Here is a 17,888-nt window from a genome sequence, read left to right as displayed (position 1 = left end):
GCGGAGAACTCGCGGCCAGGCGCTGCTGCGGACTCAGCCCGCGACCTCGGGCCCGACCCTGACCGAGGCGAGAAGCTGGAGCATGTCGTCCACCGCGAAGGCGCCGTCGGGGAACTGCACGCGCACCGAACCCCGCGGCTCGCCGTCCAGGGTGGCGGTGGCGAGGGTCGTGTGCCCGGAGTCGCCGCGGATGACGTAGTCGCGACCCTCGATGGTGCCGGGACGGCCGCCGAGAGGGCCGATCTTCTCGTACATGATGACGAGCTTGTCCTCGAACGCCTCCGGGAAGCGGTCGGGGGCGCCGGAGAGCGGCACCATCGTCACGAAGGTCCGGGTGCCGCCTTGGATCTCCCAACCCTCGGGAACGGCGTCGAAGGAGTAGGGGCCCACCACCACGCGGCCGTCGACGGTGCGCGGCTCGTAGTAGCGCGGCCCTTCGTCCGTGAGGCCGTCGTCGGAGGGGGCGGGCTCGCCCTGAGCCCCCGACGGCGTCCCGGGCGGGTCGCTCGGGGCAGTCGGCGACGGGCTGGCGCTCGACGAGGGCTGAGCCGCGACGCCGGGGTCGGTGACCGAGTCACCGCGGTCACCGCCGCCACCACCCCCGTCGAGGGCGGTGGCCGCGCCGACGCCGATCACGGCGAGCGCGGCGACGCCGGCCATGCTCACCGCACCACGGCGGCGCCACTGGCGGCGCAACGCGTCGCGGCCCCGGGTGAGGTCGTCGGCGGGCGGGGCGGCCGGGGCGTCCGGCGCACGTGCGGCAGTGTCGAGCAGGCGGCGTAGGTCGTTCATCGGATCTCCTCAGGGATGGGAAGGGCGGGGACGGCGGTCTCGCCGAGGGCGTCGCGCAGGTGCGCGAGGGCCTTGGCGTTCTGGGACTTGACCGTGCCGTCGCTGCAGTCGAGCAACCGGGCGGTCTCGGCGACGTCGAGGTCGAGCCAGTGCCGCAGCACCACCACGGCCCGCTGTCGCGGCGCGAGCCCCGCCAGCGCGGCCAGGACGTCGCGACGCAGGTCGACGTCGGGCGCACCGTCGAGCACGCCGGCGGTGCGGCCGGCGTCCCCGGCGACGAACGCGTCGTCGCCGGTGCCGCCGGCGGCGACCTCGCGACGCCGGTAGGCGCGGCGGGTCTCGTCGACGAAGGCGTGGGTCAGCGCGGTGCGGGCGTAGCCGACCGGGTTTCCGGCGCGCCGAACCCGTGGCCACGACACGTAGAGCTTGGTGAGGGTCGTCTGGACGAGGTCCTCAGCCCACTCCTGGTCCCCGGCCGTGAGCAGCCGCCCCATCGACACCAGGGCGCTGCGGTGAGCTGCGACGAACTCCGCAAACTCCTGGTCGCGGTCGGTGCGTCTCATCTGGGTCTGTCTCCTCTGCACCGTCGGTCGCCGTCACTCCCTTGACGGGTGTGGCGCTCCGATCGGTTGCCCCGGGCAGCGATACCTCGACGGCCGCGGTCGCCGACACGACCGGCCACCGCGACCCGTCGACGACCCTCCCTCGCCTCGGCGGCGTCCGCACGAGGGCCGGACAGGCCGGGCACGACAAAGCCCCTGACCTGCGTCTCCGCTGGTCAGGGGCTGTATCTGTACGCCATCAGGGACTTGAACCCCGAACCCGCTGATTAAGAGTCAGCTGCTCTGCCAATTGAGCTAATGGCGCCCGCTGTGAAGCGACACGAATACTACCAGCGCCGCACCGGGCGGAGAAATCGGTGGGTGCTCACCGCGACGCCAGGACCGCCTGCGCGGCGTTGTGACCGGCGATCCCCGAGACCGCGCCGCCCCGGCGTGCGCCGGACCCGCAGAGGAGCACGGCGCCCAGGTCGGTCTGGACGCCCCACTGCTGGGCGGGGGTCTCCAGGCGGGCCCGGTTCGACGCCCAGGGCCAGTCCAGGTCCCCGTGGAAGATGTGCCCGCCGGGCATCGCGAGGTCGGCCTCGATCTCCTGGGGGATCTTCGCCTCGATGCAGGGACGCCCCTCGGCGTCGCGGGCGAGGCAGCCCGCGAGCGGCTCGGCGAGGTGGGCGTCGAGGGATGCGATCGCGCGCTCGATCGCGGTGGCCTTGGCCGCGGGGTCGGTCTCGAACAGCGTCGACGGCGTGTGCAGGCCGAAGTAGGTCAGCGTGTGCCGGCCCGCGGGGTCGGGACCCAGGATGGAGGGGTCGGAGAGGGAGTGGCAGTAGACCTCGCCGGGCAGCACGGAGGGCACCCGGCCCGACGCGGCCTCGGCGTACGCCGTCTCGAGGCGGCTGTACTCCTCGTCGAGGTGGAGGGTGCCGGCGAAGGCGACGACCGGGTCGGTGCCCGAGCGCAGGGCGGGCAGCCGGTCGAGCAGGAAGTTGATCTTCAGCTGGGAGCCGACCGGCTTGGTCGTGAGGTCCTCGGGCTCGCCCAGGAGCAGGCCCAGCACCCAGGGCGCGACGTTGGCCAGGACGAAACGGGCTCCGACCGTGTGGGTCTCGCCCGCCGCGTGCCAGGTCACCTCGGCGCCGTCGTCGCTCGCGCGGATGTCGCTGACCCCGGCGGAGGTCAGCACCTCCGCGCCCGCGGTGACCGCGGCGCGGCGGAGCGCGTCCGTGACCGCGCCCATGCCGCCGACCGGCACCCGCCACTCGCCGGTGCCGTTGCCGACCAGGTGGTAGAGGAAGCAGCGGTTCTGCACCAGCGAGGGGTCCCGCAGGGAGGCGAAGGTGCCGATGAGCGCGTCGGTCGCGACGACCCCGCGGACGACGTCGTCGCGGAAGCGCGCCTCCACCGCCGCCCCGAGCGGCTGCTCGACGACGTCGCGCCAGATCTCCGCGCCGACCCGGTCGCGGACCTGGCGCTCGGTGGGCAGCGGCTCCAGCAGGGTCGGTGCGACCACCCCCGCGAGCTGCTCGACCTCGGCGTAGAACCGGGTCCACGCGGCGTGCTCCTCGTCGCCGCCGGTCAGCTCGCGGAAGGACGCCGCGGTCGCGGGACCCTCGGGCCGCTCGATCAGCAGGCCGCCGGTGACCCCGTCCCGGCTCCAGGGCGTGTACGACGCGGTCGAGCGCGAGGTGAGGGTGACGTCGAGGTCGAGGTCGGCCATCAACCGCTCCGGCATCAGGGAGACCAGGTAGGAGTAGCGCGAGAGCCGGGTGTCGTGGCCGGAGAACGCCTTCGCCGACACCGCCGCGCCGCCGGTGTGGTCGAGGCGCTCGAGGAGCAGGACCGAGAGCCCCGCGCGGGCGAGGTACGCCGCGGAGACGAGGCCGTTGTGCCCGCCCCCGACCACGACCACGTCGTACTGCCGACGGGACGCGCGGCCCGGTCCGTTGCTCTGGGAGGTCACCGACCCAACCTAGAGGAGATGACCAGACCAGTGACGTGTCCCCGGGCGTGGCGCGGAACGACGGGGCGCGCGCCCCCGCGCTGTGTTTGGATCATCGGCGACAGGCGGCCGCGGGAGGGTAGGACGTGACTCGGTCATCAGTGCTGCGCGTCGCGCTGCTGCTCGCAGCCACCGCTCTCTTCGGGTGCGCCGCGGTCCTCGCCGCGCCCGACGACGGGTACGGGATCGGGATCTGGCCGGTCGGCCTCGCGACGACCGCGGCCCTCCTGGCCCGCGGACGCCAGGTCGCTGCGGTGGTGGTGACGGTGCTGGTCACGGCGGTGCTGACGATCGCGTGGGTCCGGCCCACGGAGGTCGCCCTCGGGTTCGGCCTCGGCATCGCCGTCGAGACCGTGGTCGTGTGGTGGCTGCTCACCGGCGGCCGGCCCGGCCCGACCGGGTTGCGGACCGACGAGGAGCTGAGCCGGTTCTTCGTCGCCGGGGGTGCCGGCGGCGCGGTGGCCGCCGTCGCGGGTGCGCTCACCTCCCTCCTGACGGGCTGGGGCGACCCGTGGCTGGTGGCGCTGACGCTCGCCAGCGCCCACCTGGCGAGCCAGCTCACGGTCGTCCCGCTCTTCGCGCGGCTGCCGCACCACGGCCCGACGGCCGGGTCGGCCGAGCGGGTCGCGCAGTGGCTGGTGGTCGCGGTGGTGACCCCGCTGGTCTTCCTGCCCCACGACTTCCCCTCGGTGGTCTTCCTCGCCGTGCCGGTCCTGGCGTGGGGCGCGATCCGGCTGGCGCCGCGCGAGGCGGTGCTGCAGATGGGCGCGGTGCTGGGGTTCGCGATCACGATGACGACTCTCGGGCTCGGCCCGTTCGCGGCGGTCCCCGAGGCGTTCGGCCTCCCGGTGGACGCCCGCGGGATCCTGCTCGCGACCTTCGCCAGCACCTGCGCGGGCATCGTCGTCCCGCTGGTCGTGCGGTCCGGGGTGCACCTCGAGACCGCCCGGGAGGCCGCCGCGGAGCGCGACCGGATGCGCAACATCGTCGACGGGACCCAGGGGGTCGCGATCATCGGCACCGACGAGCGGGGGCTGATCACGCTGTTCAACCCGGGAGCCGAGCGGCTGCTGGGCTACCAGCGCGACGAGGTGCTCGGGGAGTCCACCCGCAGGCTGCACTCGGACGAGGCCGTGGCCCGCAAGGCCGAGGAGCTCGGCGTCGACCCCGACTTCGACACGGTGGTGGAGACGATCATGGATCGCGAGCTGGTCGCCACCGAGCTCGGGTTCCTCCGCAAGGACGGGGAGGAGCGCAGCCACGCGATGACGCTCGCGCGGGTCTCCGACGAGCGGGGCCACGTCGTGGGCTACGTGAGCACCTCCGAGGACATCACCGAGCGGCTGCGTACCCAGGGAGCGCTCGAGGAGGCGGTCGAGCGGCTCCGGGAGGTCGACGCGGTCAAGGACGTCTTCGTCTCCAGCGTCAGCCACGAGCTGCGGACGCCGATCACGAGCATCCTGGGCTACCTGGAGATGCTCGAGGACGGCTCGTACGGCGAGCTGACGCCGCTCCAGCGCGACGCCGTGCGCCGGGTGTCGGGCAACAGCGGTCGGCTGCTCGCGCTCATCGACGACCTGCTGACCCTCTCGCGGATGGCGGACTCCTCGCTCGGTGCCACCGAGAAGGTCCTGGACCTGCGCGCCGTCGTCCGGTCCGGGTACGACGTGGTCGTGCCGGTCGCGAAGAGCAAGCGGCTCCGGCTCTCGATCGACCTCCCCGAGGAGCCGGTGCCGGTGCTCGGCGACCCCGACCTGGTCGAGCGGGTCGTGGTCAACCTGGTCGGCAACGCCGTGAAGTTCACCCCCGCGGGCGGGACGGTCCAGGTGGCCATGACCGTGGACGGCGAGACCGCGGAGCTGACGGTCGCCGACTCCGGCATCGGCATCCCGGAGGAGGACCACGAGCGGCTGTTCACCCGGTTCTTCCGCACCGAGCTGGCGCAGCGCAACGCCATCCAGGGCAGCGGGCTCGGCCTGTCCATCGCCCGGGGGGCCGTGGAGAAGCACGGCGGCACGGTCACCGTGACCTCCGCCGTGGGGGAGGGCACCACCTTCTGCGTCCGGCTCCCGGTCGTCGCGTGAGCTAGGTTCCGGCCATGACCGTCCGCACCTACCGCGACGCGCACGGGGTGCCGCACGTGCGGGCGGGGTCGCTGCTGAGCCTGGCCCACGGGCAGGGCGAGGTCACCGGCCGCGACCGGGCCTGGCAGCTCGAGCACCTCCGCCGCCGCGCCACCGGCACGTCGGCGGCCGTGCTCGGCCCGTCCGCGCTGGCCTGGGACCGGCTCGCCCGGCGGGCCACGGTCGCGGCGACCGCGCGCCGGGCCCACGCGGCGCTGGAGCCCGAGACGCGGGCCTTCGTCGCGGCGTACGTCGCGGGGGTGAACGCCGGGCTGCACTCCGACGCCCCCGAGCTGCGCGCGCTCGGGATCGCCGCCGAGCCGTGGGAGGAGTGGACCCCGCTCGCGGTCTTCCTCACCCAGCACCTGCTGTTCGGGTCGCTGCCCGGCAAGCTGTGGGCGCACCGGGCCCGGGAGGTCCTCGGCGAGGACGCCGCGCTGCTCTCCCAGGAGGGCCCGCAGGCCGGCGGCAGCAACGCCTGGGCGGTCGGCGGCGCCCGCACGCGCACCGGGTCGCCGATGATCGGCGGGGACCCGCACCGCGTCATCGAGGCGCCCGGGGTCTACCAGCAGGTCCGGCTGGCCTGCGAGGACCCCGACGACCCGTTCGACGTCGTGGGCTTCACGTTCCCGGGCGTGCCCGGTGTCCAGCACTTCGCGCACGCCGGCGGCGTCGCCTGGGCGATCACCAACGCGTACGCCGACTACCAGGACGTGTACGCCGAGCGGCTCCGCCGCGAGGGCGGCCGGGTCGAGGCGCTCGGCCCGGACGGCTGGGAGACCGCGACCTCCCACGTCGAGACCGTCGAGGTCGCGGACCGGGCGGACGAGGAGGTGGAGGTCGTCGTCACCGCCCGCGGACCGGTCCTGGAGGGCGGCCCCGACGAGGGCGCCGGCCTGAGCCTGCGGGCCGCGTCGGTGGTGCTCGCCGACCTCGGCTTCGACGCGCTGCTGCCGCTGCTCCGGGCGCGCACCGTCGCGGACGTCGACCTCGCGCTGGACCGGTGGGTCGAGCCGGTCAACAACGTCGTGGTCGCCGACACCACGGGCGCGGTGCGCTACCGGGTGGCCGGCCGGATCCCGCTGCGCCAGGACGCCAACCGCCGCGGGATCGTGGACGCCGCCGACCCGGCGACCGCGTGGGGCGAGTGGCTCACCGACCTGCCCCGGCACGACGTGCCCCCCGACGGGCACGTGGTGACCGCCAACGAGCGGCGCGGCCCGGAGAGCGACCGGATCGGCACCGTCTTCGCCTCGCCGCACCGCGCGCGGCGGATCCACGACCTTCTCGACGGGCGGGACCACCTGGTCCCCGAGGACTTCGCGGAGATCCACGGCGACACCCTGTCGCTGGAGGCCGTCGCGCTCACCGGCCTGGTGCGCGAGGTGGAGAAGCCGATCGGGCCGGCCGGCGCGGTGCGCGAGCAGGTGCTCGCGTGGGACCACCGCATGGACGCCACCTCGACCGGCGCCGCGGCGTACGCCGCCTGGCGCTCGGGGCTGGTACGCCGGCTCGCCGCCGACCCCGTCTTCGCGCCGCTGCTGGTGCCGGTCCACGACCAGGTCTTCCCGCCCTGGCTCGACCTCACCACCCGGATCGGGCTGGCGCTGGAGACCCTGTACGCCGCGGGGTCGCCGTACGGCCTCGACCTGCGGGCGCACGCCCGCGCGGCGCTCACCGACGCCGTGGCGCACCCGGAGGCGTGGGGCGCGACCCACGTGGTGACGCCGGTGCACGCGTTCGACCTCGCCACCGACCTCGAGCCGCCGCCGGTCCCGGCGCTGCCGGTCTCGGGGGACACCGACTGCGTGCGGTGCACCGCCTCGGTGCCCGGCGTGACCGACGCCTGCGTGCGCGGCTCGGTCGCCCGCTACGTGTGGGACCTCGCCGACCGCCAGGCCTCGGGCTGGGTGGTCCCGACCGGCGCGCACGCCGACCCCGCCGACCCCCACCACCACGACCAGCTGCCGCTGTGGGTCGCCGGCGGGCTGGCCCCCGTGATCACCGACTGGGACCGGCTGGAGCAGGAGCCGTGAGCCGCTTCTCGAAGAACGCCTGCGCGTACGGGTTGTCGTTGTAGCGGTCGATCTCGACGTACCCCGCCCGCGCGTACATCGCGAGCGCCTCGGTGAGCGTGCGGTGGGTGTCGAGGCGGACCACGCCGTACCCGCGCCGGAGCGCCTCGTCCTCGAGCCGCCGGAGCAGCCGGGAGCCGAGCCCGGCGCCGCGCCAGGCGTCGTCGACCCACATCCGCTTGACCTCGCCGACGCCTTCGCCGATCGGCTGGACGCCGCCGCAGGCCACCGGCGCGCCGTCGCTGACCGCCACGACGAAGGCGCCCGCCGGTGCCGCCATGCTGGAGACGTCGTCGGTGTCGCCGGGGTCGAAGCCGCCGGGGAAGCGGCGGTCGAGCTCGGCGAAGTACTGCGCGGTCGCGGCGCGTGCGGTCGCCGACGCGGGGTCCACGGTCCCCAGCGAGACGGTCGCGGCCCGCACGAGCAGGTCGGCGGTGGCGAGCGCCTCGGTGAGCCGGTCGCGCTGCCGGTCGCTGAGCGGGGCCAGGAGCCGGGCGGCGAGCGCCTCGGACCGCTCGTCCAGGGTCCGGCGGGTACGCCGGCCGGCCGCCGTGGGCGTGACGGTCCGGCGCCGCCGGTCGTCGGGGTCGGGGGCGACCTCGACCAGGCCGCGCTCCTCGAGCCGGCGCAGCACCCGGCTGAGATAGCCGGAGTCCAGCCCGAGCCGCGCCCGGAGCTCCTGGACGCCGGCGCCGTCGCCGACCTCGAAGAGCACGCGAGCCGTCCCGAGCGGCAGGTCGAGCCCGAGGAAGGACTCGTCCAGCGCGCCGATGCGCTGGGTGTAGCTGCGGTTGAACCGACGGAGGGTGGCGGTCGCCGAGGTCATGTACCTGACCTTAGTCAGAGAGGCGTCCGGTGAGCCGGTCGTGCCGCTCGGCGCTGGCGGCGTCCAGCCCCACGATCTCGACGGTCTTGCCCCTGCGGGCGTACTTGGTCGTGATCGCGTCGAGGGAGGCGACCGTGGAGGCGTCCCACACGTGCGACGCCGAGAGGTCGATGACGACGCGCGCCGGGTCCGCGGCGTACTCGAACTGGGTGTAGAGGTCGTTGCTGGAGGCGAAGAAGAGCTCGCCGGTGACCCGGTAGACCGCGGTCGGCACGCCGTCCTCGTCCTGGACCACCTCGCGCTCGGTCCCGGTGAGGTGGGCGACGCGGCGGGCGAAGAGGGTCATCGCGACCAGCACGCCGACGCCGACGCCGATGGCGAGGTTGCGGCTGACCACCGTGACCAGGACGGTCGTGACCATCACCGCGGTCTCGGACCTCGGCATCCGGCGCAGGGTGGCGGGCCGGACCGAGTGCCAGTCGAAGGTGGCGACCGAGACCATCACCATGACGGCGACGAGGGCGGCCATCGGGATCAGCGCGACGACGTCGCCGAACCCCACGACGAGGACGAGCAGGAAGACGCCGGCCAGGAACGTGGAGAGCCGGGTGCGGGCCCCCGAGACCTTCACGTTGATCATCGTCTGGCCGATCATCGCGCAGCCGCCCATGCCGCCGAAGAACCCGGTGATCAGGTTGGCGCCGCCCTGGCCCCACGCCTCGCGGGTCTTGTCGGAGCGGGTGTCGGTGATGTCGTCGACGAGCTTCGCGGTCAGCAGCGACTCGAGCAGGCCGACCAACGCCATCGCGAGCGCGTAGGGCGCGATGATCTCCAGCGTGTCGAGGCTGAACGGGACGTCGGGGAGGAACAGCGACGGGAGGCTGTCGGGCAGCTCGCCCTCGTCGCCGACGTCGGGGACGCCGACCGCGCCGACCAGCGTGAACGCGGTGAGGGCGACGATCGCGACCAGCGGGGCCGGGACGATCGTGGTGACGCGGGGGAGGGCCACGATCACCGCGATCCCGACGGCGACCATCGGGTAGACCGGCCACGGCACGTCGACCAGGTGGTCGAGCTGCGCCTCGAGGACGAGGATCGCCAGCGCGTTGACGAACCCGACCATCACCGAGCGCGGGATGAACCGCATCAGCTTCGCGACGCCCGCGAGCGCCAGCGCGACCTGGATCACCCCGCCGAGCAGCACGGTCGCGATCAGGTGGGCGAAGCCGTGGTCGCGCATCACCGGCGCGATGACGAGGGCGACGGCGCCCGTCGCGGCCGAGATCATCGCCGGGCGGCCGCCGAGGAACGCGATCGAGACCGCCATCGTGAACGACGCGAACAGCCCGACCCGCGGGTCGACCCCCGCGATGATCGAGAACGAGATCGCCTCGGGGATCAGCGCCAGGGCGACGACGAGACCGCCGAGGACCTCGGTGCGCAGCAGCCGCGGGGAGCGGAGGGCGGCGCGCACGGTCGGCTCGATCGCCGTGTCGGGCAGGGCGGTGGACACGAGGTGCTGCTCCGTTCGGGTGGGCGCGAGGCCCCTGACGGGTCGAGCCCCTGACCGCGTCTCCGCAGTCAGGGGCTCGATCGATGGGGTGAGTAACGGGACTTGAACCCGCGACATCTGCGACCACAACGCAGCGCTCTACCAGCTGAGCTATACCCACCAGGTCGGTCCGGGGGCCGGACCGGGGAAGAGTCTAGAGGACGTCGTCCGTACTGGCGGAATCGGGCGCCGACAGCCCGGTCAGCGACCCGCCGTGCTTCTCCGCGAGCGCCCGGGCGGTGTCGCTGTCGGGGCCGGGGGAGGGGACGAAGACGGCGTCGCGGTAGTAGCGCAGCTCCTCGATGCTCTCCTGGATGTCGGCCAGCGCACGGTGGTTGCCGCGCTTGGGGGGCGCCTGGAAGTACGCCCGCGGGAACCACCGGCGGGAGAGCTCCTTGATCGAGGACACGTCGACGATCCGGTAGTGGAGGAACTGCTCCAGGGTCGGCATGTCCCGGGCGAGGAAGGAGCGGTCAGTGGCGACCGTGTTCCCGGCCAGCGGCGGGCGGCTCCCGTCGGGGCAGTGCTCCCGGATGTAGGCGAGGGTGCGCTCCTCGGCCTCCTCCATGCTCACGCCCCCGGCCAGCTCCTCGAGCAGCCCGGACTTCTCGTGCATGGTCCGGACGAAGTCGCCCATCTGGTCCAGGGCCTCGGCCGGCGGCTTGACGATGATGTCGACGCCCTCGCCGAGCACGTTGAGGTCGAAGTCGGTGACCAGGGCCGCGACCTCGATGAGGGCGTCCACCCCGAGGTCGAGTCCGGTCATCTCGCAGTCGATCCACACCAGTCGCTCGTTCACGAGGAGAACCCTAGGTGGTCGCGCCGCGGGGTGCCCCAACGCGGCGCCGTCGCTGCTCGACCACCGGAGGGTCTCGGCCGTCTCTCAGCGAGCACTCAGCCGGGGTCCCTAGGATCATCCGCGTGAGGGAGTGGCTCGGTCTGGTCGCGCGACTGGTGACGGGTGGCGTGTGGATCGTGGCCGGGGGCCTCAAGCTCGGCGAGCCCTACGAGAGCGTGCAGGCCGTGCGGGCCTACGACCTGCTGCCCGAGGCGCTCGTCGAGCCGATCGGCTACCTGCTGCCGGTCCTCGAGGTGGTCGTCGGGCTCGCGCTCGTGGCCGGCCTGCTGACCCGCGGCGCGGCGGCGATCTCGGCGCTGCTGTTCGTGGCGTTCATCATCGGCATCGCCAGCGCCTGGGCGCGTGGGCTCGAGATCGACTGCGGGTGCTTCGGCGGCGGCGGGTACGACCCGGACGCCACCGCGAAGTACCCCGGCGAGATCGCCCGCGACGTCGCGCTGCTCGCGGCGTCCCTCTTCCTGGTCCGGTGGCCGCGCACCCGCCTGGCCCTGGACGACCTCATCTTCCGTCCCCTGTCGACTCCGAGGAGCGAGACCTGATGTCGAAGAAGAACACCGCCACCAGCCGCACCGAGCGGGCCGCCGTCGCGGTCCGCGAGCAGGAGCGGCAGGAGCAGCGGCGCCGGATGACCATGATCCTGGCCGTCGTGCTCGTCCTGGTGGTCGTCGTGGTCGGCGGCACCCTCTGGATGCGGGCCAACGACCCCAGCAAGGACCTCGCCGCGCCCGCCGCGGGCTCCGAGTTCGGTCTGACCATCGGCGAGACCGGCGCCCCGCACGAGGTGATCATCTACGAGGACTTCCACTGCGTGCACTGCGCCGACCTCGAGGCCGTGAGCACCGAGGAGCTGAGCGAGTTCGCCGAGTCCGGCAAGGCCACGATCGAGTACCGGCCGGTCAACTTCCTCTCCGACTACTCCGAGCGCTCGACGAACGCCTTCAAGGTGGTGCTCGACGCGGCCGGCCCGGAGGTCGCGAAGAAGTACCACGAGCTGCTCTTCGAGCGGTACGACGAGGCCAGCGAGAGCGAGGACGGTCTCGACGACGACACGCTGGTCGAGCTCGCGGTCGAGGCGGGGGCCGAGGAGGACGACGTGCGCCCCGGCATCGAGGGCATGGCGGAGCAGGCGTGGGTCGACGAGGCCACCCAGGCGGCGCAGGACGCCGGCGTCCAGGGCACCCCGACGGTGCTGCTCGACGGCAAGCCGATCACCGGCGGGGCCGACGACATCGCGAATTCGCTGGCCGACGCGATCGAGTGACACGCTCCGGCGGGTGAGCAGGAGCATCAGCGAGTTCGTCCGCGGCCTCCCGAAGGCCGAGCTGCACGTCCACCACGTGGGCTCGGCCTCGCCGCGGATCGTCAGCGAGCTGGCCGCCCGCCACCCCGGCACCGTCCCCAGCGACCTCGACGAGCTCCGGCGCTTCTACGAGTTCCGCGACTTCGCCCACTTCATCGAGGTCTACCTGGCGGTCGTGGCGCTGATCCGCACGCCGGAGGACGTCCGCTACCTCACCTACGAGGTCGCGCGCGAGATGGCGACCGAGCAGCGGCTGCGCTACGCCGAGCTCACCTGCACGCCGTACACGTCGGTCCGGCCGGACGCCCCGGGAGTCGGCATGCCGATCGAGGCCTACACCGAGGCGATCGAGGACGCCCGGTTCGCGGCCGAGCGCGACTTCGGCCTGGTGCTGCGCTGGATCTACGACATCCCCGGCGAGTCCGGGATCCCCGCGGCCGACGCCACGCTCGAGTACGCCGTCCGGCACCGTCCCGAGGGGCTCGTCGGCTTCGGCCTCGGCGGACCGGAGGTCGGCGTGGGCCGCGCCCAGTTCCAGCCGCACTTCGACGCGGCCCGGGCCGCGGGCCTCCGCAGCGTCCCGCACGCCGGGGAGACCACCGGTCCGCAGACCGTCTGGGACGCGCTCCGGCTGCTCGGCGCCGAGCGGATCGGGCACGGCACGTCGTCGGCGCAGGACCCCGCGCTCCTCGCCCACCTCGCCGAGACCGGCGTTCCGCTGGAGGTGTGCCCGTCGTCCAACATCGCGACCCGCGCGGTCACGACGCTCGAGGAGCACCCGATCCGGGCCTTCCGCGACGCCGGCGTGACGCTCACGGTCAACTCCGACGACCCGCCGATGTTCGGCACGACGCTGAACCGGGAGTACGAGATCGCCGCCGAGCTCCTCGAGCTCGACGAGGCCGGGGTCGCCGACCTGGCGCGCACGGCCGTGACGGCGTCGTTCGCCCCCGACGACGTGCGGACCCGGCTGCTCGCCGAGATCGACGCGTACGCCGCGGACTGACGCGAGCCCGGCCCGGGACGTGAGCGGCCCCGCACACTCATACTGTGCGGGGCCGCGGCCATTCCACCGCGCGGGGGCGTTGCTCACGGGCGGGACACGCCGGCGCGACGGGTCTAGGCTCCGCACATGAGCCCAGGACCCGTCCGCGTCGCGGTGGTGAACGACTACGAGATCGTGGTCGCCGGGGTCGCCGCGCTCCTGGAGCCGTACGCCGGCCGGGTGGTCGTGGCCGAGATGGATGCCCGGATGCCGGTGGTGAGCGACGTCGACGTCATCCTCTACGACACGTTCGGGCAGGTGCAGGGCGACGGGATCGACCTCGAGGAGCTGGTCGCCGAGGGCGGCGAGGCGAAGGTGGTCGTCTTCAGCTGGAACACCGACCCCGCGCTCGTCCAGCGGGCCCTCGCCCGCGGCGCCGCGGCGTACCTCTCCAAGGAGCTGGACGCCGGCCGGATCGTCGACGCGCTGGAGCGGGTGCACGCCGGCGAGCGGATCGTCCCGGAGCGCGCCTCGCTCGCGGAGACGGTGAGCGGCACCTGGCCCGGCCGCGCCCACGGGCTGACGGCCCGCGAGTCCGAGGTGATCGCGCTGATCACCCAGGGCTTGAGCAACCAGGAGATCGCCGACCGCTCCTACCTCAGCATCAACTCGGTCAAGACCTACATCCGCACCGGCTACCGCAAGATCGGCGTGACCCGGCGAGCCCAGGCGGTCGCCTGGGGGATGCAGCACGGCTTCACGCCGGACCGCTCCCGCCTGGTCGGTCCGCAGCGCTGAGGTCGACCCGGTCCGCGTGCCGCGTGGTCATCACGTAGTCCTTCGCCGGGCCGGTGCTGTGCCAGGTCACCGTCCAGGACCTGCCGTCCGCGTCCACGTCCACCCGGCCGCGGTAGAGATCGGCTCCGCACGGGTGCGCCACGTCGGCCCCGACCGTCCACGGGTGGAACTCGCGGCCGTCGGAGAAGTGCACGAACCAGCCGCCGTCGGACCGGCGGCGTACGTCGAGGGTCCGCTGCACCGGGACCTCGCCCCCCGACCAGCGCAGCACGCCCTCCTCGGTCCAACGGACGTGGTCGGCCGCGAGCCGCGAGAGCGTCGCGGTGCCCTCGACCCGCAGCGTCTCCCCGGCGAGACGGTCGTCGACGGCCCGGGACAACGACCAGGTCCCGAGGAAGTCGGTGGGGGCGAAGGTCACACCCCCATGGTCGCGCACGGCGCGTGCCGAGCGCGCCGGGTGGTTACCGGACTCCCATCCGACCTGAGGAGTGAGCGACATGACCGCCCCGACCTTGGAGCGTTCGCAGCAGCACGACCAGGCCTGGGAAGAGGCGATGGGACTCGCGCTCCTCTGGGCGATCCCCGTCATCGGCTTCCTCGTGGTGCTGCTCGGCCTGGTCTGATCGGCCGCCGCCGCCCTCTAGGCTGAGGGCCATGAGCTCTCCCGTGCGCGTCGCGGTCGCCGACGACTACGCCGTCGTCGTCGCCGGTGTCGCCTCGGCGCTCCAGCCGCACGCGGACCGGGTGCAGGTCGTGGAGCTCGACAGCCGGGTGCCCCTCGAGAGCGACGTCGACATCCTGCTCTACGACAGCTTCGGCCAGCCGCAGGCCGACGACGTCGACGTCGACGTCCTCGCCAACGGCCGGGCGAGCAAGGTGGTCGCCTTCAGCTGGAACGTCGAACCCGAGCTCGTCCAGCGGGCGCTCGACCGCGGGATGGCCGGCTACATCCCCAAGCGGGTCTCGGCCGAGGAGCTCGTCGGGCTGCTCGAGCGGGTGCACGCCGGGGAGCGGGTCGTCCCCGACGTGCCGATCGGCGAGGGCGGCACGTTCGGGTCCTGGCCGGGTCGCGACCACGGGCTGACCGACCGCGAGGCCGAGATCCTGGCGCTGATCACCCAGGGACTCAGCAACCAGGAGATCGCCGGGCGGGTCTACCTCGGCATCAACACCGTCAAGACCCACATCCGCAACGCCTACCGCAAGATCGGGGTCGAGCGCCGCCCCCAGGCGGTGCGCTGGGGGATCGAGCACGGCTTCCAGCCCGACGAGAAGCGGCAGCTTCCGCAGGGCTGAACGACCCGCGGCGGAGACGCCGCAGCCCCCGCCGCCGGACGCCCGAACCGCCCCGGACGAGAACCGGGGAACACCGGTGCTCGGTGCGCACGTTGTGACAGGCTGGGGGGTCGGCCCCACTGGGACCATCGGAAGGCTGCTGTGCGGATCGAGGAGGACATGGTCGTGACGCTCGACCGCGGCCCCGCGGCGGCGCAGGCTCCGGACGGACTCTCGGCGCTGCGCGCCCTCCGGGCGTCCGACTACGTCGTCCTCGACGACCTCGTCGACCTCGCTGCGCGGCTCCTCGACGCCGACGCGGCCCAGCTCTGGGTGGTCGCCGGCCGCGAGGAGGCCCTGAGCAGCGTGGGCGTCGACGCGGACGACCCCGACGCGGTCACGGTGCGCACGGCGACCGTCTCCACCGGTCGCGTGGTGGTCTCGGAGGCCACTGCCGCCGACGGGTCCGGACCCCGCGCCCACCTCGGCGTACCCCTCCTCGGCGGGGGCGGCGAGGTGCTCGGTGCGCTCTGCGTGCTGCACCCGGCCCCGCGCGCCTGGACCGACGCCGAGGTCGGGTTCCTGGCCCGCTTCGCCTCGTCGGTGGTGGCCCAGCTCGAGCTGGTCGCGCTCAGCGCGGACTACGCCGAGGAGCGCGTCGTCTGGCAGCTGGCCGTCGACGCCGCGGGGATCGGCGCCTTCGACCTCGACCTGACGACGGGCGAGCTGCGCTGGGACGACCGCCTCCTGGAGCTCTTCGGGCTCGACCGGAGCACCTTCGGCGGCACCATCGAGGCGTTCCTCGCCGCCCTGCACCCCCAGGACGTCGCGCGCGTCCGGGAGGCGCTGGTGGCGGCCGTCGAGGCGTGCGGCGAGTTCGCTCTGGAGTACCGCGTCGTGCTGCCCACCGGGGGGATCCAGTGGGTCGGCGCGCGCGGCCGGGCGCTGCCGGGCCCGGACGGCACCGCGGTGCGCTTCGTCGGGGCGGCGTACGACACGACCGCCGCCCGGGACGGGGAGATCAGGGTCGTGCGCGTGCTGGAGTCGATGCCGTCGGCGTTCTACCAGCTCGACCACGACTGGCGCTTCAGCTACGTCAACGCCGAGGCGGAGCGGCTGCTCGGGTCGGCGCGGGAGGACCTGCTCGGCGGCGACATCTGGGAGCTGTTCCCCGCGGCTGCGGGCGCCGACTTCGAGACCCACTACCGGCACGCCGTCGCCTCCGGCGAGCCGGTCACCTTCGACGCCTACTACCCGCCGCCCCTCGACGGCTGGTACGAGCTGCGCGCGTGGCCGACCCCCGACGGGCTCTCGGTGTACTTCCTCGAGATCACCGACCGGGTCGAGGCACAGGAGGCGGCCGCGGCAGGCGCCCAGCGCAGCGCCCTCCTCGCCCGGGTGAGCGACGAGCTCGGGAAGACCCTCGACGTCGAGGAGTCCGTGGCCAGGTTGGCCTCCGTCGTCGTCCCCGACCTCGCCGAGTGGTGCCTGGTGACCGTCGTCGACGAGCCGGCGCGCACCGACTGGCGACTGCGGCTGCGCGACGTCGGGTGGTGGCACGCCGACCCCGAGCAGCGTCCGCTGGTGGAGCGGTACGCCGCGCTGCGCGTCCCGGCCCTCACCGACAGCTCGTTCGTCGCCCGCGCGCTGGCCGGCGACGAGCCGGTGCTCATCGAGCGCGACGCCGCCGCGGCCGTCCGCCGGATCCTCAAGCCGGGGGAGGCCGCCGACCTGATGGCGCTGCTCGCGCCGGAGGCGGGCGTCGTCGTACCCCTGCAGGGGCGCGGGCGCACGGTCGGGATGCTCAGCGTCTTCCGCGGCGCCGCCGGCTCGGCGTTCTCGCCCGAGGACCTCGCGACGCTGCGGGACGTGGCGGCGCGGGCCGGCCTCGCGCTCGACAACGCCCGCCTGTTCGGGCAGCAGCGCGACCTCGCCGAGGGTCTCCAGCGCAACATGCTGACCGCCCCGCCGGAGCCGGACCACCTGCACGTCGTCGTGCGCTACGAGCCGGCCGCGCAGGCCGCCCAGGTGGGCGGCGACTGGTACGACTCGTTCCTCCAGCGCGACGGCTCGACCGTGGTGGTCATCGGCGACGTCGTGGGCCACGACACCGCCGCGGCCGCCGCGATGGGCCAGGTCCGCGGGCTGCTCCGCGGCATCGCGGTGCACTCCGGCTCCGGGCCCGCGGAGGTGCTGCGGGGCGTCGACGAGGTGATGGCGACCCTGCAGCTCGACACCACCGCCACGGCGGTCGTCGCCCGCCTCGAGCAGACGCCCGAGGAGCGGCTCGCCGGGCTCACCCGGCTCCGCTGGACCAGTGCCGGTCACCCGCCGCCGATCGTGGTGACCGAGGACGGCGAGGTCCGGACGCTGACCCCGACGGACCCCGAGCCGGACCTGCTGCTCGGCCTGGACCCCGGGACCCAGCGGCGCGAGCACGTCGTCACCCTCGAGCGCGGGACGACCGTGCTGCTCTACACCGACGGCCTGGTCGAGCGCCGCGGTCAGGACCTGGACACCGGCATCGACCTGCTGCGCCAGGTGCTCAGCGACCTGGTCGCGGACGGCACCGCCCTCGACGACCTGTGCGACGAGCTCCTCCGCCGGCTGCTCCCCACCGACCCCGAGGACGACGTCGCGCTCGTGGCGGTCCGGCTGCACCACCAGGACCGGCCGCGCCCGGCCGAGGCCGGTCCGCGGCGGGTGCCGACGATGGTTCCCTGACCACCAGGGACGAGGGTCGA

The 17,888-nt window shown here is 74.0% G+C and carries 16 protein-coding genes and 2 tRNA genes; 9 read left to right on the top strand and 9 right to left on the bottom strand.

All coding sequences use genetic code 11. The annotated features are described in order from the left end of the window. Positions 1-33: 33 nt before the first annotated feature. The 4 genes from H4O22_RS14970 to H4O22_RS14955 form a co-directional block, all read right to left on the bottom strand. Positions 34-792: a hypothetical protein gene (locus H4O22_RS14970; RefSeq protein WP_182524158.1), complete on the bottom strand. Its 759-nt coding sequence runs from the start codon at positions 790-792 to the stop codon at positions 34-36. Next, a complete protein-coding gene (locus H4O22_RS14965; protein ID WP_182524157.1) occupies positions 789-1,355 on the bottom strand; it encodes a SigE family RNA polymerase sigma factor in 567 nt (188 codons plus the stop codon). The genes H4O22_RS14970 and H4O22_RS14965 overlap by 4 nt, the downstream gene beginning before the upstream one ends. 231 nt (positions 1,356-1,586) lie before the next feature. Continuing rightward, a tRNA-Lys gene (locus H4O22_RS14960) sits at positions 1,587-1,659 on the bottom strand. A gap of 60 nt (positions 1,660-1,719) precedes the next feature. Next, positions 1,720-3,312 carry a phytoene desaturase family protein gene (locus H4O22_RS14955; protein ID WP_244962987.1) on the bottom strand — a complete coding sequence of 531 codons (1,593 nt, stop codon included), beginning with the start codon at positions 3,310-3,312 and terminating at the stop codon, positions 1,720-1,722. Positions 3,313-3,437: 125 nt separating this feature from the next. On the opposite strand from H4O22_RS14955, the gene H4O22_RS14950 reads away from it, so the two are divergent. Together H4O22_RS14950 and H4O22_RS14945 are read left to right on the top strand one after the other, a co-directional pair. Next, entirely contained in the window at positions 3,438-5,435 is a 1,998-nt protein-coding gene (locus H4O22_RS14950; protein WP_182524156.1) for an ATP-binding protein, read from the top strand. 14 nt (positions 5,436-5,449) lie between these two features. After that, positions 5,450-7,510 (top strand): penicillin acylase family protein, encoded by a 2,061-nt coding sequence (locus H4O22_RS14945; protein ID WP_182524155.1) that lies wholly within the window; start codon positions 5,450-5,452, stop codon positions 7,508-7,510. On the opposite strand, the gene H4O22_RS14940 is transcribed toward H4O22_RS14945, so the two are convergent. The 4 genes from H4O22_RS14940 to orn form a co-directional block, all read right to left on the bottom strand. Next, positions 7,476-8,375: a helix-turn-helix domain-containing GNAT family N-acetyltransferase gene (locus H4O22_RS14940; protein ID WP_182524154.1), complete on the bottom strand. Its 900-nt coding sequence runs from the start codon at positions 8,373-8,375 to the stop codon at positions 7,476-7,478. The two genes, H4O22_RS14945 and H4O22_RS14940, sit on opposite strands and share 35 nt — an antisense overlap. Before the next feature lie 10 nt (positions 8,376-8,385). After that, the gene (locus H4O22_RS14935) at positions 8,386-9,888 is read right to left on the bottom strand and encodes a SulP family inorganic anion transporter (protein ID WP_244962986.1); all 1,503 of its coding nucleotides are present in this window, start codon (positions 9,886-9,888) and stop codon (positions 8,386-8,388) included. An 84-nt stretch (positions 9,889-9,972) separates the two neighbouring features. After that, positions 9,973-10,048 (bottom strand) — tRNA-His (locus tag H4O22_RS14930). Between the two features lie 33 nt (positions 10,049-10,081). Continuing rightward, complete coding sequence (orn, locus tag H4O22_RS14925) at positions 10,082-10,726, bottom strand: oligoribonuclease (RefSeq protein WP_182524152.1); 645 nt, start codon at positions 10,724-10,726, stop codon at positions 10,082-10,084. 122 nt (positions 10,727-10,848) lie between these two features. On the opposite strand from orn, the gene H4O22_RS14920 reads away from it, so the two are divergent. The 4 genes from H4O22_RS14920 (at position 10,849) to H4O22_RS14905 (ending at position 13,869) form a co-directional block, all read left to right on the top strand. Beyond that, a complete protein-coding gene (locus tag H4O22_RS14920; RefSeq protein WP_244962985.1) occupies positions 10,849-11,325 on the top strand; it encodes a MauE/DoxX family redox-associated membrane protein in 477 nt (158 codons plus the stop codon). Then, entirely contained in the window at positions 11,325-12,047 is a 723-nt protein-coding gene (locus tag H4O22_RS14915) for a DsbA family protein (RefSeq protein ID WP_182524151.1), read from the top strand. Before H4O22_RS14920 ends, H4O22_RS14915 begins: the two co-directional genes overlap by 1 nt. A gap of 13 nt (positions 12,048-12,060) precedes the next feature. Then, positions 12,061-13,092 carry an adenosine deaminase gene (locus H4O22_RS14910; RefSeq protein WP_244962984.1) on the top strand — a complete coding sequence of 344 codons (1,032 nt, stop codon included), beginning with the start codon at positions 12,061-12,063 and terminating at the stop codon, positions 13,090-13,092. Between the two features lie 126 nt (positions 13,093-13,218). Beyond that, positions 13,219-13,869, top strand: coding sequence for a LuxR C-terminal-related transcriptional regulator (locus tag H4O22_RS14905; protein WP_182524150.1), 651 nt, complete (start codon positions 13,219-13,221; stop codon positions 13,867-13,869). On the opposite strand, the gene H4O22_RS14900 is transcribed toward H4O22_RS14905, so the two are convergent. Then, positions 13,829-14,287, bottom strand: a complete 459-nt coding sequence (locus tag H4O22_RS14900; RefSeq protein WP_220451175.1) for a DUF6314 family protein — start codon at positions 14,285-14,287, stop codon at positions 13,829-13,831. The two genes, H4O22_RS14905 and H4O22_RS14900, sit on opposite strands and share 41 nt — an antisense overlap. A gap of 79 nt (positions 14,288-14,366) precedes the next feature. Here H4O22_RS14900 and H4O22_RS20785 point away from each other — a divergent pair, with 79 nt between their 5' ends. From H4O22_RS20785 to H4O22_RS14890, 3 genes are all read left to right on the top strand, one after another. After that, complete coding sequence (locus tag H4O22_RS20785; protein ID WP_264674297.1) at positions 14,367-14,492, top strand: hypothetical protein; 126 nt, start codon at positions 14,367-14,369, stop codon at positions 14,490-14,492. A 31-nt stretch (positions 14,493-14,523) separates the two neighbouring features. Further along, positions 14,524-15,165, top strand: coding sequence for a helix-turn-helix transcriptional regulator (locus H4O22_RS14895; protein WP_182524149.1), 642 nt, complete (start codon positions 14,524-14,526; stop codon positions 15,163-15,165). Positions 15,166-15,330: 165 nt separating this feature from the next. After that, positions 15,331-17,868: a SpoIIE family protein phosphatase gene (locus tag H4O22_RS14890; protein ID WP_182524148.1), complete on the top strand. Its 2,538-nt coding sequence runs from the start codon at positions 15,331-15,333 to the stop codon at positions 17,866-17,868. Positions 17,869-17,888: the final 20 nt, after the last annotated feature.

The organism is Nocardioides dongkuii, assembly GCF_014127485.1.
In the GTDB taxonomy this organism is placed as follows: Bacteria; Actinomycetota; Actinomycetes; order Propionibacteriales; family Nocardioidaceae; genus Nocardioides; species Nocardioides dongkuii.
The sequence above is the reverse complement of the archived record's forward strand: the minus strand, read 5'-3'. Positions and strand labels throughout refer to the sequence as shown.

What these genes read in the sequence shown, in the direction of transcription:
- H4O22_RS14970 (WP_182524158.1), bottom strand. Translation starts at nt 792, where the DNA reads ATGAACGACCTACGCCGCCTGCTCGACACTGCCGCACGTGCGCCGGAC.
- H4O22_RS14965 (WP_182524157.1), bottom strand. Translation starts at nt 1,355, where the DNA reads ATGAGACGCACCGACCGCGACCAGGAGTTTGCGGAGTTCGTCGCAGCT.
- H4O22_RS14945 (WP_182524155.1), top strand. Translation starts at nt 5,450, where the DNA reads ATGACCGTCCGCACCTACCGCGACGCGCACGGGGTGCCGCACGTGCGG.
- H4O22_RS14940 (WP_182524154.1), bottom strand. Translation starts at nt 8,375, where the DNA reads ATGACCTCGGCGACCGCCACCCTCCGTCGGTTCAACCGCAGCTACACC.
- H4O22_RS14915 (WP_182524151.1), top strand. Translation starts at nt 11,325, where the DNA reads ATGTCGAAGAAGAACACCGCCACCAGCCGCACCGAGCGGGCCGCCGTC.
- H4O22_RS14905 (WP_182524150.1), top strand. Translation starts at nt 13,219, where the DNA reads ATGAGCCCAGGACCCGTCCGCGTCGCGGTGGTGAACGACTACGAGATC.
- H4O22_RS20785 (WP_264674297.1), top strand. Translation starts at nt 14,367, where the DNA reads ATGACCGCCCCGACCTTGGAGCGTTCGCAGCAGCACGACCAGGCCTGG.
- H4O22_RS14895 (WP_182524149.1), top strand. Translation starts at nt 14,524, where the DNA reads ATGAGCTCTCCCGTGCGCGTCGCGGTCGCCGACGACTACGCCGTCGTC.